Consider the following 13,728-nt stretch of genomic DNA (forward strand, 5'->3'; position numbering starts at 1 on the left):
AAACAAAAATGAGAGTTGGCAAAATCCCGGTGGCATCAATTGTGTTGCTACTGCTGTTTGGGGCTAAGTTTATACTAACCCGTTTCTTTCCCGAAAGATCTGCCACCTTTGATCCGATGTTCACCGGTATATTTGAAATTGCCATAGTGGTGTTCGTAATCTATTATATTCGTTTGTTTATAAAGTGGGCCTATAATTATCGCAAAGCTGCTTAATAGCAGATAACCTGAATTAAATGAAAATCAACGTAGCCGAACTGGACTTTACATTACTTATTGACGCGGATGACATAAAAGCCCGTGTTGATGCCATAGCAGGGGCACTAAATACGGAATATGCAGGCAAAAAACCCTTGTTTGTGGGCGTGCTTAATGGCTGCTTTATGTTCATGGCCGACCTGGTGCGCCAAATGAGCATGCCTTGCGAGGTAGCATTTACAAAGGTGGCATCGTATCACGGTGGTATGAAAACCACCTGGCAGCTACGCAATGACCTTGACCTTGCCGTTGATGTAGAAGGGAGAGACATTATATTATTGGAAGACATAAGCGATACCGGTAACACCCTGAGTTTTTTGATAGAAGACCTAAAACAAAGAAAACCGGCATCTATAATTGTGTGCGCTTTGTTGGTTAAACCGGCCGCGCAGCAATACCACATAGCAGAACTAAAATATGTTGGCTTTGAGATAGAGGATAAATTTGTTGTGGGTTACGGGCTTGATTATAAAGAGCAGGGCAGAAACCTGAACGGCATTTATCAGTTGGTATAATAAGTCATTACAATCACAGTAATCTCATCCTCATTTTTACGTTATTTACTTTGATTATCTAACCTTCATAGTAAATTTGCGCGTTGACCTTAGTACACCACGTTTAATGGTTGTGGCTGAGGGCGAAATAAACCTGTTTGCTTAAAATATATTGTCATGTTGGCGTTTGTTGTTATTAACATTATTTTTTGTTTGTCGTTCCTGGTATTTGCTTACCTTAATTTTAACGACCCGGATTGGTACCTATGGGTACCCATTTACGTAGCTGTGGCGGCTTGCTGCGGGCTGGCGGCTTATGGCATGTATTATCCCAACACTTACCTTGGCTTAACGGCGTTCTATTTGATTTACGCTGTGAAATTATATTTTGATAAAGATGGCGTCAGGGATTGGATAGTAAAATACCGCACCCCCAGCCTGGTTGAATCTATGAAAGCCGAGAAACCCTTTATTGAAAACACCCGCGAGTTTTTTGGGTTACTTATCATATCCGCCGCGCTTATTATTGATTATGTAGTTGTGGTGAATGTAGGACTTGTTTAGCGGGTTATGTATAACTATGATGTAGGCGCCCTGAGGGCTTTATTTAAAAATATCCTTACTGCCAATGTAGCTGCTGATGTTTTAAGTTGGCTACAACAAAAAGGGAATTTTAATACACAGTTTGTGTTAGTGCCGCGCAAAACCGGCAAGGCAGCTTTGCAAATCAGTGAACAAGAAGCACAGCAACTGGATGCCATAATCCCTGGCTTTAAGATAGCCGGATGGACGGCTGACATGCTGGGCCGTGCGTATTTACTGCTTGAACTTGACGAGACCGATACAGAGGCGTATTTCCGTAAAATAGAAAACTTATTTTTAGCTGCCGAGGTTAATGAGCTTGTTTCGCTCTATTCATCATTACCGTTGTTGGCCCATCCCGATATGTGGGTTAAACGTTGTGCCGAAGGTATCCGCAGCAACATTGGCAACGTTTTAGAGGCCATCATGTATCAAAACCCTTATCCGAAGAATAATTTAGACCAAAGCGCCTGGAATCAGCTGGTACTTAAAGCTTTTTTCACGGGTAAAGATGTTGGGAAAATACAAGGGATCGATAGTCGCGCAAATAAAGAACTGGCTTATGTAATAAGCGACTATGTACACGAACGCCAGGCGGCTGGCCGGGATATAAACCCCTCTTTGTGGCGCTTAGTTGGCCCCTTTATTGACGAGAAGTTGTTAGAGGATGTTAAATGGGCCTTTGCAAGCGGCGTGTATCTTAATCAAAAAGCTGCTGCTTTAGCCCTGTCCCAATCAAACTATCCAACAGCTACACAACTATTAAACACTGCGCCGCAACTAAAAACGGCAATTGAACAAAAAGAATTAACCTGGGATACGTTAACGGCCGAATATCAGCATTAACACCTCTAAAAGATAAGATTATGTGTTGTACCCATTCATTTGAAGACAGGATATCAGAAGACAAAGACACCACCCCCGTTGACCTGAGCGGTATAAAGGGAATGAAGTTTTTTGACCCGCATGTACACATGACATCGCGCACTACTGATGATTACCAGGCCATGGCTGATGCGGGCGTAGTGGCGTTGATAGAACCAGCCTTCTGGTTAGGGCAACCGCGTACTGGTTTGGATAGCTTCCGCGATTATTATAGCAGTTTAATAGGTTGGGAGCGTTTCCGTTCATCACAATTTGGCATTAAACATTACTGTACTATCGGCCTAAACTCGCGCGAGGCCAATAATGAGGCCCTTGCCGAGCAGGTAATGGAAATGCTGCCGCTTTTTATTTATAAAGAAGGCGTTGTAGGCATTGGCGAGATAGGTTTTGACGACCAGACCGCCGCCGAAGAAAAATATTATCGCGCGCAATTAGAGCTGGCAAAAGAGGCAGGCTTACCTGTACAGATCCATACGCCCCATCGCGATAAGAAAGGTGGCACCACTCGCAGCATGGACATTGCTTTAGAGCATGGCCTTGATCCGCATATGGTAATTGTTGACCATAACAATGAGGAAACTGTAAAAGAAGTGCTTGCTCGTGGTTTCTGGGCGGCGTTTACCATCTATCCTTTTACCAAAATGGGCAATGAGCGCATGGTAGAAATAGCTAAACAGTATGGGCCGGAGCGCATTATGGTGAACTCTGCTGCCGATTGGGGTATCAGCGATCCGCTTGCTGTGCCTAAAACTGCGGCGTTAATGAAGATGCGTGGTATAAGTGACGAGGATATTCGTTTGATAACTTATCAAAATGCCATAACCGCATTTGCGCAAAGCGGACAAATAAACGAAGTTGATTTTACCGGCGACGGAAGCACAATAGACCAAAGCCAGCGTTTTGAAGGCAATACCGTGTTACGTGGTGGCCAACAGCCGCGTATTGATAAAAACTCAATCATTATCAGTTAAAAAATGGCATCAAAAGCTATCACCTATTTGCGGCTGATGAGGCCGGCCAACATTGTAACTTCCGTTGCTGATGTTTTGGCGGGGATAGCTATTGCAGGATATTTCACCAATCTTCCAATTGTTACCAATAGTTTTTACCCGGTAGTTTTGCTGTGCCTTGCAACAATGGGCCTCTACGGCGGGGGAATTGTGTTTAATGATATTTTTGATGCCGAACTGGACAAAGTAGAGCGTCCTGAAAGAGCTATCCCCAGCGGCTTAGTGAGTAAAGGCGAGGCAACGGCCCTTGGTGCTTTTCTTTTATTATGGGGAATCGGTTTTGGGTACGCGCATAGCCCGCAGTCCGGGTTAATCGCTGTTTTTATAGCGTTTTTCGCATTGCTTTATAACCGCGTCAGCAAACACCATCGCTTTTTTGGGCCACTAAATATGGGGCTTTGCCGCGGCTTAAACTTATTGTTGGGCATCAGCATAATTGCCGGAGCGTTAGTGCATTGGTATTATCTGGCCATTGTGCCTGTGCTTTACATTTTCTCTATCACCATGATAAGTCGTGGAGAAGTACACGGCGGCAACAAAAAAAACTTATACACCGGCGCTTCGCTTTATTTGATAGTGATCTTTGCTATACACTTTATATCGTCTCATCAAGGCGTGCAACCGCAAAACATGCTGTTTACACTGGCTTTTTTAATTCCTTTTGCATGGATGATATTTAAACCACTATCAGTAGCAATAAAAGATCCGGCAGGAAAAAATATTGGTAAAGCAGTTAAGGCCGGGGTTATCTCTTTAATACTGATGGACGCCGCCTGGGCAGCTGCATTTGGTGCAATTTATCCAGCCGTGTTTATTGCCTGCTTGCTTCCGGTCTCAATTGGCTTTTCAAAGTGGTTTGCTGTAACCTAAACAGTGCTCAACCTCAATATTTCCGTCAAATTTTTGATATGCTGATGCGTTTATTAATATCTTTTAGATATTAGCTTTTTATATGGAATATTTGCAGCAGACCTTTAGTGTGAAGTTTGAGTACAAGGTCTTTTTTACTTCCGGGCTTTTTGATCTTGCCAATACATGTTTGGATGATTTCCTGCTGGACAATGCAACGTCCGAGTCGGTTAAAAAAATACTTTTTGTAATTGATCAGGATGTAATGAAGGCTACGCCTGAACTGGCGGATAAGATGAGGCGCTATTTCTCTATCCACAAAGCCGCCCAGCTAATTCCCGAGCTGATATTAGTGCCGGGCGGCGAAGGTGTTAAAAACAACGAAGACAATTTTCATAACCTACTGGATACCATTAACAAGTATGGCATAGACAGGCATTCTTACGTGGCGGCCATTGGCGGCGGCTCTGTACTGGATATGGCGGGCTATGCTGCGGCTATTGCACACAGAGGTATAAAACACATACGTATCCCCACGACCGTACTCGCCCAAAACGACTCGGGTGTTGGTGTTAAAAACGGCATTAATTTTTTTGGCAAAAAAAACTTTTTGGGCACGTTTGCTCCGCCGGTAGCTGTGTTTAACGACGACAGGTTTTTACTGACCTTAGGCGACAGGGACTGGCGATCAGGAATTGCAGAGGCGATAAAGGTGTCGCTGATAAAAGATTCCGCGTTTTTTGAATGGCTGGAAGAAAATGCTGAGGCATTAACCGCCCGCGATATGGAAGCTATGAAATACCTGATAAAACGCTGCGCCCAATTGCACCTTAACCACATAGCAAGCGGCGACCCTTTTGAAAAGGGATCATCCCGTCCTTTAGATTTTGGCCACTGGAGTGCGCACAAACTGGAGCAGCTAACCAATTTTGCGGTGCTGCACGGCGAAGCTGTGGCTATGGGGATAGCATTAGATACTGTGTATGCTAACCTTGCCGGTTATCTTTCAACAGAGGAAACAAACAGAACGATATCGTTGATCAAAAAAATAGGTTTTAATATTACGCACCCTTTATTGGAAGTTTCTTCAGACGACAGCCCGATATTAGTAGGGTTAAACGAATTCAGGGAGCACCTGGGCGGGCAATTGACCATTATGCTGCTTAAGAAAATTGGAGAGGGCTTTGAGGTACACGATATTGATACAGCTATACTAAAAAAAGCAGGCGAGGCGTTAAAGATCAAATATGCCGCTTTAAACCCGGCATAAATTTTAAACAACCATTTACAATGCATCTAAAAGTCTCACCTATCGCGCGAGATTTGGGGGGCGGCTAATATGCAAACACACCAGGGCCATTTAACCTATTGCACAAATATTCACCCCGGCGAAAACTGGGCCGGGCACTTTGCTGCTTTACAACAAAACTTTCCTTCTATTAAAGCGCAGGTGGCTCCCGACGGTTTAATGGGCTTAGGTTTACGCCTTTCGCACGAAGCCAGCGAAGAACTACAGCAGTTTAGTAACCTGAACCTGCTTAAGCAATGGCTTACTGCCAATAACGCATATGTTTTCACCATGAACGGGTTCCCTTATGGGGAGTTTCATAATACTGCCGTTAAGGATCAGGTACATGCCCCTGACTGGACTACGCAGGAGCGGGTGGATTACACCATACGCATGTTTGACATTTTAAAACAACTGCTTCCGCAGGGGATGGAGGGCGGGATATCCACTTCTCCGTTAAGCTATAGGTACTGGCATAACACGCCACAGCTATTGTCAAAAGCTACGGCCGTGGCCACAGCCAATGTTTTAAAAGTGGCGAAAGAGCTGATCAGCATCGACCATCAAAGTGGCATATATATGCATTTAGATATAGAGCCGGAGCCGGATGGCATTTTAGAGACTGGCCCAGAATATATAACCTGGTATACGCAGGTTTTGCTAACACAAGGCAAGCCGCTTATTGCCGAAACTTTTGGCGTAACGCAAGGGGAAGCCGAGCGCCTTATAAAAAGACATATCTGCCTTTGCTATGATGTTTGCCATTTCGCTATTGGTTATGAACCGCATCAGCAAATCATTGATGAACTGGAAGAAAAGGGATTAAAAGTTGGCAAGATCCAAATAAGCGCGGCTTTAAAAGCTGATTTGTCATCTGAAAGCAAATTGCGCAAGCCTGTACTGGATACGTTTGAAAAATTTAACGAGCCTACCTACCTGCACCAGGTTATTGCTAAAACCAACAACGGTACACTGCTACGCTATCGCGACTTGCCCGAGGCGTTAAATGATGCCGCCAACGCTGACGTTAAGGAATGGCGTGCGCATTTTCATGTACCGATATTTACTGAAGAGTTTGGATTGCTGCAATCCACACAAAGTGATATTGCGGAAGTATTACAGATCAATAAAAACAAACCTTTCAGCACGCATCTTGAAGTAGAAACCTACACCTGGGGTGTAATACCGGATGAGAAAAAGCTGCCGATAAATGACTCTATTGCAAGGGAGTTAAATTGGGTTAAGGGGATACTATAGTTAATACCTATGAAAAAAACAGTTGTTATAGACGTTGTTGGTTTATCCAAATCAGTAATTGGTGAGTATACGCCATTCTTACAAAAATATATAGCCGAAAGAAACATTAATACTATTGAACCCGTGCTGCCGGCGGTTACTACGTCTGTACAATCTACATATCTAACCGGCCAGTGGCCAACCGAAACAGGAATTGTTGGCAATGGTTGGTTTGACCGTACCGATTCTGAAGTAAAATTCTGGAAACAATCCAACAAGCTTGTTAACGGAGAAAAGATCTGGGATAAGGCAAAAAAAGAAGATCCCAATTTTACCAGCGCCAACATGTTCTGGTGGTACAACATGTATTCCACAGCTGATTTCTCTGTAACGCCGCGCCCCCAATATTTGGCCGATGGGCGTAAAATGCCAGACTGCTACTCGCAGCCGGCAGAATTACGCGATGTATTACAGGAAAAATTGGGCCAGTTCCCGTTGTTTCAGTTTTGGGGGCCTGGCGCAAATATCAAATCAACACAATGGATAGCCGATGCGTCCATGCTGAACGACGACATGAACGACCCCACGTTCACTGTTATTTACCTGCCACACCTGGATTATTGCCTTCAAAAATTTGGCCCTGATCTTTCAAAGATCAGCACTGAATTGGGCGAGATAGATAAGGTAGTTGAGCAATTGGTTACCTTTTATCAAAAAAAAAATGCGGAGATAATAATCCTTTCTGAGTATGGCATTGCCTCGGTAAACAACCCCATACACCTTAACCGCCTGCTGCGCAACGAAGGATTGATACAGATCCGTGTAGAGCGTGGCCTTGAACTGCTTGATGCAGCCGCGTCAAAGGCCTTTGCAGTTGCCGATCATCAGATAGCGCATATTTATATTAATGATCCCACTGTTACTGAAAAAGTAAAAGCGTTACTAAAATCCGTTAACGGTATAGAATTGATATTGGATCGCGAAGCACAAAAAAGTTATCATATAGACCATGAACGTGCCGGCGATCTGGTGGTTGTAGCCAGTGAAAACAGTTGGTTTACCTATTATTTCTGGGTGAACGACGCCCTTGCACCTGATTATGCCCGCTGCGTGGATATCCATAAAAAACCGGGATACGACCCGGTTGAAATGTTTATGACATCAAAGGCCCGGGCAGGATATAAACTACTTAGAAAACTGGCTGGCTTTAGGTATGTAATGGATGTGATACCGCTTGATGCCACATTGATAAAAGGGTCGCATGGCCGTACAAACATTGCCGATGACTATAAAGCTGTTTTAATTACCGGTGAAGCACAAAACAAACCCGTTCAGCCTACTGATATTTTTGATATAATGTGGAACCATCTGAATAAATAATAACTAATCAACCGGGACCCAAACACTTAAACTGGTACCTGCGCCCGGGGCAGAACGGTACTTTACAGTGCCTTTAAGGTATTCAACACGTGCGGTAATATTCTTTAAACCAATGCCGTGGAAGCTGTCAACCGCTGCAGTGTCAAAGCCGACGCCGTTATCGGTAATTGTAGCGCTTATGCCCGATGCCTCTCGATCCAGTTTAATGTCCAGAAAGGTGGCCCGTGCATGTTTTATTACATTGTTTACCGCTTCCTGTATAACCCTGTAAAGCACCGTCTCTACATTACTTTCCAATTTATCTTTAAAGCCATTTGCCTCTACTTTAACCTTAAGCTTCTCTGAGTCGATTTTCTCAATAAAGCTTTTAACATCAGACGCTATGCCCGATCTCAGCAGCATATTCGGCATCATCTGGTGCGATATGTACCGTACCTCCTTACAGCTTTCTTCAACCAGAGCCAATGTTTTCTCCGCCAAAAAACGATCCTCCTCTCGCGGCATATCTACCCGTTCCATTAATCCGTTTAAATTCATTTTTACTGCCGAGAACAACTGGCCTACCCCATCGTGAAGATCACTTGCTATCCTAACCCTCTCTTTTTCTTCAGCCTCAATTACAGCTTTGGTCAATTCTGCACGCTGCGCTAATTTATGTTCCTGAAGAAGTATTTTTTGCTTGTTTTTATTGCGGCTATGCAGCAAACCGCCAAAAGCTATCAATGTCACTGCTAAACCGCCAGCTATTCCCATGGTCGTTTTCTGTTTAGCGATAGAAAGTTTTTGAATAGTGTTTTCTTTATTAAGGATATCTATCTGCTGCTCTTTTTTCTCGGTTTCGTATTTGTTGGTTATTTCTAAAACCTTATCAAAGTTTGTGCGCTCGGTAAGTGAATCTTTTGCCTCCATAAACTTTTCATGGTAGGCAAGGGCATTTGTGTTATCGCCTGTTATTTTGTAATAATTGTACAATTCCTGATACGACTCCATTATATGTTGCTGATACTTTTCTGCAATTGCCGCAGCCAACGCCATATCTATATATTTTTTTGCCTGTGTAAACTGGTTGTTTTGAAGGTAACAGCGCCCAATAGCTTTATAAAGTGACCCTAACTCGCGTTTATAATCAATAGCACGAAACTTTTCTTTGGCCTCTGTTAAATAGCGAAGCGCATTGCCATATTGTTCCTGGTAGTCATATGTAACGCCTATTTCTTTATCAATCAGCGCGATATTGAGGTTATGTTTGTTCTTAATAAAATGCGCGCGCGCACGCATCATATAACTTATGGCTAGTTTAAAAAACTTATCCCCATCACTTATGGTTTGTTTATTACGATAAGTCATTCCAATGCCGGCAAGAGTTTGCGCAGCAAGGTCAAGCCTGTTTATTTTTACCCGTAAAGAATAGGCTTTTTTATAAGTTGCCAGTGCTTTATCAAAATCATGCAATTGGTTAAAGTTATTTGCAATTAGCGTTAGGCAATCAGCCGTTCCAGAAAGGTCGTTACTTTTTTCATAAATATCAGCCGCCTGCTGAAAATAAGCTATAGCTTCGCTTTGCTTGCCTTGTATCCTAAGTAAAGTGCCGGTTTCGTTATAAACTAAAGCCTGCCCGCGTGAATTCTTTACCTCGCCATATACTTTAATAGCTTTTTTAAAATCAATACCGGCGGAATCTAATTTGTTAGTGCTGAATAGCATAACGCCGCGATTGTAGTACGCTCTTGCCAGGCCTTTTTTAAAGTTTGTTTTAGTACTTAACGCAATAGCTTCTTCTACATATTTAAATCCGTCGTTAGCTTTATCCCTTTTTAATATATCTCCAATTTGATTTAAGAGATTAATTCTTGCTGTATCAGTTTTTGCTTGCGGTAAAAGGGCTTTCAGGCTATCAACAGAATTGCCCTGCTGTGCAAAGCACATATAAGGGTTAAACAATAACGGCGAGAATATAAATAACGACAGCAGGAGTAACCTGTTCATTTGCAATTAATTAATTAGCGTATATAACATCGCTAATAAACGCTAATTGCAAAAGGCTATCAATACTACATATGTGGTATTTTATTTAAACGGGCACCCATACTTTAATGCTGGTACCTGCGCGGGGGGCAGAGCGATAGTCTAAAGTGCCCTTTAAATACTCAACGCGCGCGGCAATGTTCTTTAGCCCTATACCGCCCAGGCTTTCAACAGCGGCTATATTAAAACCAACGCCGTTATCAGTTATAGTAGCACTTATGCCCACTCCATCGCGATTTAATTTGATATCCAGCAGCGTAGCGTTGGCATGCTTGATCACATTATTGACAGCCTCCTGTATCACCCTGTAAAGTACCGTTTCTACATTGCTTTCCAGCTTATCTTTAAAGCCATTTGCCTCAACTCTAACCTTTAGCTTCTCAGAATCTATTTTCTCTATAAAGCTTCGCACGTCTGATGCTATACCCGATTTTAGCAACATGGTCGGCATCATCTGATGCGATATGTGTCGCACCTCTTTACAGCTCTCTTCAACCAGGGCCAGGGTTTTTTCGGCCAAAAACCGGTCTTCATCGCGTGGCATATCAACCCTTTCAATCAAGCCATTCAAATTCATTTTAACAGCAGAGAAGAGCTGTCCCACGCCATCGTGCAGATCGCCGGCGATTCGGGTGCGTTCCTTCTCTTCAGCCACTATCACGGCCCTCGTAAGTTCAGCCCGTTGTGTTAACTGCTGTTCCTGCATTAATATTTTTTGTTTGTTTTTGTTGCGGTTATAAATTAAGCCGCCAAAACCCAGTAATACGATTGATGAACCTGCCACTATACCCAAAGTGGTTTTTTGTTTGGCGATGGAGAGCCTCTGTATGGTATTCTCCTTGTTCAACAATGTAATTTTTTGTTCCTTTTTTTGCGTTTCGTAATCAGTTTGCATAACCGCTATCTCCCTGTCATTGCCCTCGTTAATCATATCTTCGTTAATAGCCTGATATTTTTGATAAGCAACAAGTGCACCTTTGTATTTTCCACTTTTTTCGAAAATAGTTTCTAATAGTTTCCAAGCATCTTTTTGACCCTTTTTATATTCAGTGCTTTCGCTTAGCATCAACGACCTCTTTATCCATCCAATCGCTTCGTCATATTTGGCCTCTCTGCCAAATATTCGTCCAATATTCAAATAAGTGTCGCTGATCCATTTTTTATCGTTAAAATATTCATCGTTCTCTAATACTTTCATTTGATACTGGCGGGCTTTTTCTAACTGTTCCATAGCCTCGTAACAGTTGGCCATGTTAGAATAAATTTGAGACAACGCCCTTTTATTATTATCGTGGAAACAAAGAGGAAGGGCTTCGCGATCAAATAACAAAGCCTGCTGATATTTTTTTTGTCCGCTGCTTATGTTGGCCAATATATGCAAGCAATTTATTGTGACGTAGTTTTCGTGTAGTTTCTTACTCAGGGTCAAACCCTGCAAGGCGTAATGCTCTGCTTCTTCAAATTTTTCATTGTCAAGATAAACCTGCCCCAGGTTTCCTAATGATTTTGATATGCCAATACTATCGTTGAGTCGCTCACGCACTTTTAGTGCCGCAAGGTGCATTCTAATTGCCTGGGCGTAATTACCGGTTTGCCAATAACATATACCGAGCGTGTTTTTTGCTATTGCCTCTGTAAGCGGCAAATTGAATTTCACCGAAATAGCTAAAGCTTTTTCGGCGTTATGTTTACATCCGGAATAGTCGCCCTTATAATTACACTGTATAGCGTTAAAACAAAAAACGTAGGCAATGCCGGGGTTGTACATTTCCTTTTCAGCTATCCTTTTTGAGATGGCCGTTACTTTGTCCGCCTCTGACGGCGACATATTAAGCAATTCTATTGCCAATTGGTAATAAACCTTGCATTTGGCGGTGTCTGGCCTGGTCTGGGAAAGCACGCTCCTAAGACTGTCTATACGCCGGTTTTGTGCAAAAGCGCATACGTGCATAAATAATATAAACGAAAGTAACCACTTCATTCAATATTTAATTAGGGGGATTAATCCTCTAATTAACAGTATTAAACACGCATTATCAATACCCAATTTGATATATTATTAAACAAATTTTGTTTGTCGATTTTTTTTTAACCCGTTGGATATTTCGACCGGGTGTTAAAATAACACAAATGTGTTATTGATACCCGCCCGCATTACCCTCAACTTAGCATCATCAATCACTAATTAATTTAAACTATTCACTCACTCAAAAACCAATTACAATGAAAACAAAATTTACAATTATGCTGCTGATGCTGGTTGCACTGTGTACAACAAAGATGTTTGCACAAAGCGATTACAAAAAACTACGCATCGGCCTGGGGCTTGAAGGTGCCTTACCCGTAGGGGCAACTAGCAATGCTTATAACGTAGGTGCAGGTGCAACTTTCCGTGTAGCAGTAGCGCTTAATGAATCAAGCGCCTTTACCGCAACAACAGGCGTTATAGCTTTTATCCCAAAAAGCCTGACAGGTGTTAACACCAAAGCACAGCTGAACATCCCTATTAAAGCGGGTTATAAACACATGCTTGGCGAAACGCTATATGGTTTGGGCGAGGCTGGTGTAACCATTGCCCGTACCTACATTCCTAGCACAGGCTCTGGCAGTTTAAGTTCTGTCAGCAGCTCAGAATTTACTTATTCAGTTGGTATTGGCGCACACTTAGGCGGCTTTGATCCAAGCTTACGTTACGAAGGATACAGTGGCTCTGGCTTCATAGGCTTGCGTATCGGATTTAATTTTTAAATCTGGCGCCACATCCGGAATTTCCCGGTTGCAATAGCGGGGCTACTCAGGCCCGGTTAAGCACTGTACCATGCTATAGGGGTTGTGTACGGTGTTGGGGCTGCACTTTGGTGCAGCCTTTTGCAGATTAAAAAAATAGCTTAAGTTTATGTAATTTATCAACGCAAAACAATTACTGGAATGGGTATTCGCATAGCGATAGTTGATGATAAGCGCCTGATGCGCACAACACTGTTTGAACAGTTATCATACTACGAAGAACTTGAAATAGGACTACTTGCTGCCGACGGGGATGACTATTTAACAAAAATGAAAGAGCTGCGGCCCGCACAACGGCCCCAGGTGGTATTAATGGATATTGAAATGCCTGTGCTTGACGGCATTGAAGCAGTAGCAATCACCAAAGAAATCTATCCGGATGTACTATGCCTTATGTTAACGGTTTTTGATAACGATGATAAGCTTTTCGAGGCTATAAAAGCAGGGGCCTGCGGCTATTTGCTTAAAGATGAAAAACCTGTTAATATTTTACGGGCCATTACCGAAGTTGTATTTGAAGGTGGCGTACCTATGTCGCCACGAATAGCACAAAAAGCCCTTTTGTTGTTGAGAAACACCAATAAACCTATAGAAGAGAGCAAAAACGAGCAAGCCGATAGTTTGCTGTCTGCCCGCGAAATTGAAATATTGCAAAGAATTGTTGATGGCTTAAACTATCAGCAAATAGGCGAACGCTTATTTATAAGTCCACATACCGTGCGTAAGCATACAGCAAATATTTACGAAAAGCTGCACGTTTCTAACAAAGCATCGGCAATTAAACTGGCGATACATAAAAAATGGTTTGCCTGACTAACTGATCTTATTCCAGATACCGGTTGCTACCTATAGTATTAACAGCACTGCAAAACCTCCCTCTCCCACGGGGAGGCTTTTTTTACTCGTACCGATATATGTAGCTAATAACGAGATAA

Annotated in this window: 13 protein-coding genes; 11 read left to right on the plus strand and 2 right to left on the minus strand. The window is 42.7% G+C overall.

From position 1 onward, the window contains the following. Positions 1-8: 8 nt before the first annotated feature. From ACVW2L_RS16990 to ACVW2L_RS17030, 9 genes are all read left to right on the plus strand, one after another. Positions 9-215: a hypothetical protein gene (locus tag ACVW2L_RS16990; protein WP_457129145.1), complete on the plus strand. Its 207-nt coding sequence runs from the start codon at positions 9-11 to the stop codon at positions 213-215. 20 nt (positions 216-235) lie between these two features. Continuing rightward, the gene (gene hpt / locus ACVW2L_RS16995) at positions 236-772 is read left to right on the plus strand and encodes a hypoxanthine phosphoribosyltransferase (RefSeq protein ID WP_457129146.1); all 537 of its coding nucleotides are present in this window, start codon (positions 236-238) and stop codon (positions 770-772) included. 156 nt (positions 773-928) lie between these two features. Continuing rightward, positions 929-1,315 carry a transmembrane 220 family protein gene (locus tag ACVW2L_RS17000; RefSeq protein WP_457129147.1) on the plus strand — a complete coding sequence of 129 codons (387 nt, stop codon included), beginning with the start codon at positions 929-931 and terminating at the stop codon, positions 1,313-1,315. Positions 1,316-1,321: 6 nt separating this feature from the next. Further along, the gene (locus tag ACVW2L_RS17005; RefSeq protein WP_457129148.1) at positions 1,322-2,179 is read left to right on the plus strand and encodes an EboA domain-containing protein; all 858 of its coding nucleotides are present in this window, start codon (positions 1,322-1,324) and stop codon (positions 2,177-2,179) included. A 20-nt stretch (positions 2,180-2,199) separates the two neighbouring features. Further along, complete coding sequence (locus ACVW2L_RS17010) at positions 2,200-3,189, plus strand: TatD family hydrolase (RefSeq protein WP_457129149.1); 990 nt, start codon at positions 2,200-2,202, stop codon at positions 3,187-3,189. 3 nt (positions 3,190-3,192) lie between these two features. Next, the gene (eboC, locus tag ACVW2L_RS17015) at positions 3,193-4,098 is read left to right on the plus strand and encodes a UbiA-like protein EboC (RefSeq protein WP_457129150.1); all 906 of its coding nucleotides are present in this window, start codon (positions 3,193-3,195) and stop codon (positions 4,096-4,098) included. An 82-nt stretch (positions 4,099-4,180) separates the two neighbouring features. Beyond that, complete coding sequence (locus tag ACVW2L_RS17020; protein WP_457129151.1) at positions 4,181-5,347, plus strand: 3-dehydroquinate synthase; 1,167 nt, start codon at positions 4,181-4,183, stop codon at positions 5,345-5,347. Between the two features lie 69 nt (positions 5,348-5,416). Beyond that, positions 5,417-6,622, plus strand: coding sequence for a metabolite traffic protein EboE (gene eboE / locus ACVW2L_RS17025; protein ID WP_457129152.1), 1,206 nt, complete (start codon positions 5,417-5,419; stop codon positions 6,620-6,622). Between the two features lie 9 nt (positions 6,623-6,631). Then, complete coding sequence (locus ACVW2L_RS17030; RefSeq protein WP_457129153.1) at positions 6,632-7,981, plus strand: alkaline phosphatase family protein; 1,350 nt, start codon at positions 6,632-6,634, stop codon at positions 7,979-7,981. A gap of 3 nt (positions 7,982-7,984) precedes the next feature. Here the strand turns inward: ACVW2L_RS17030 and ACVW2L_RS17035 are convergent, their stop codons facing one another. Both ACVW2L_RS17035 and ACVW2L_RS17040 read right to left on the minus strand, forming a co-directional pair. Then, a complete protein-coding gene (locus ACVW2L_RS17035; RefSeq protein ID WP_457129154.1) occupies positions 7,985-9,967 on the minus strand; it encodes a tetratricopeptide repeat-containing sensor histidine kinase in 1,983 nt (660 codons plus the stop codon). An 85-nt stretch (positions 9,968-10,052) separates the two neighbouring features. Further along, positions 10,053-11,987, minus strand: a complete 1,935-nt coding sequence (locus tag ACVW2L_RS17040) for a tetratricopeptide repeat-containing sensor histidine kinase (RefSeq protein WP_457129155.1) — start codon at positions 11,985-11,987, stop codon at positions 10,053-10,055. 242 nt (positions 11,988-12,229) lie between these two features. On the opposite strand from ACVW2L_RS17040, the gene ACVW2L_RS17045 reads away from it, so the two are divergent. Both ACVW2L_RS17045 and ACVW2L_RS17050 read left to right on the plus strand, forming a co-directional pair. Continuing rightward, complete coding sequence (locus ACVW2L_RS17045; protein ID WP_457129156.1) at positions 12,230-12,754, plus strand: hypothetical protein; 525 nt, start codon at positions 12,230-12,232, stop codon at positions 12,752-12,754. 180 nt (positions 12,755-12,934) lie between these two features. Further along, positions 12,935-13,606: a response regulator gene (locus ACVW2L_RS17050; protein WP_457129157.1), complete on the plus strand. Its 672-nt coding sequence runs from the start codon at positions 12,935-12,937 to the stop codon at positions 13,604-13,606. The last annotated feature ends 122 nt before the right edge of the window (positions 13,607-13,728 follow it).

This window comes from Mucilaginibacter sp. HD30 (genome assembly GCF_054061755.1).

Bases quoted from the DNA above. Each gene is read 5' to 3' on its own strand.
- ACVW2L_RS16990 (WP_457129145.1), top strand. From the start codon at position 9: ATGAGAGTTGGCAAAATCCCGGTGGCATCAATTGTGTTGCTACTGCTG.
- hpt (WP_457129146.1), top strand. From the start codon at position 236: ATGAAAATCAACGTAGCCGAACTGGACTTTACATTACTTATTGACGCG.
- ACVW2L_RS17000 (WP_457129147.1), top strand. From the start codon at position 929: ATGTTGGCGTTTGTTGTTATTAACATTATTTTTTGTTTGTCGTTCCTG.
- ACVW2L_RS17005 (WP_457129148.1), top strand. From the start codon at position 1,322: ATGTATAACTATGATGTAGGCGCCCTGAGGGCTTTATTTAAAAATATC.
- ACVW2L_RS17010 (WP_457129149.1), top strand. From the start codon at position 2,200: ATGTGTTGTACCCATTCATTTGAAGACAGGATATCAGAAGACAAAGAC.
- eboC (WP_457129150.1), top strand. From the start codon at position 3,193: ATGGCATCAAAAGCTATCACCTATTTGCGGCTGATGAGGCCGGCCAAC.
- ACVW2L_RS17020 (WP_457129151.1), top strand. From the start codon at position 4,181: ATGGAATATTTGCAGCAGACCTTTAGTGTGAAGTTTGAGTACAAGGTC.
- eboE (WP_457129152.1), top strand. From the start codon at position 5,417: ATGCAAACACACCAGGGCCATTTAACCTATTGCACAAATATTCACCCC.
- ACVW2L_RS17030 (WP_457129153.1), top strand. From the start codon at position 6,632: ATGAAAAAAACAGTTGTTATAGACGTTGTTGGTTTATCCAAATCAGTA.
- ACVW2L_RS17035 (WP_457129154.1), bottom strand. From the start codon at position 9,967: ATGAACAGGTTACTCCTGCTGTCGTTATTTATATTCTCGCCGTTATTG.
- ACVW2L_RS17040 (WP_457129155.1), bottom strand. From the start codon at position 11,987: ATGAAGTGGTTACTTTCGTTTATATTATTTATGCACGTATGCGCTTTT.
- ACVW2L_RS17045 (WP_457129156.1), top strand. From the start codon at position 12,230: ATGAAAACAAAATTTACAATTATGCTGCTGATGCTGGTTGCACTGTGT.
- ACVW2L_RS17050 (WP_457129157.1), top strand. From the start codon at position 12,935: ATGGGTATTCGCATAGCGATAGTTGATGATAAGCGCCTGATGCGCACA.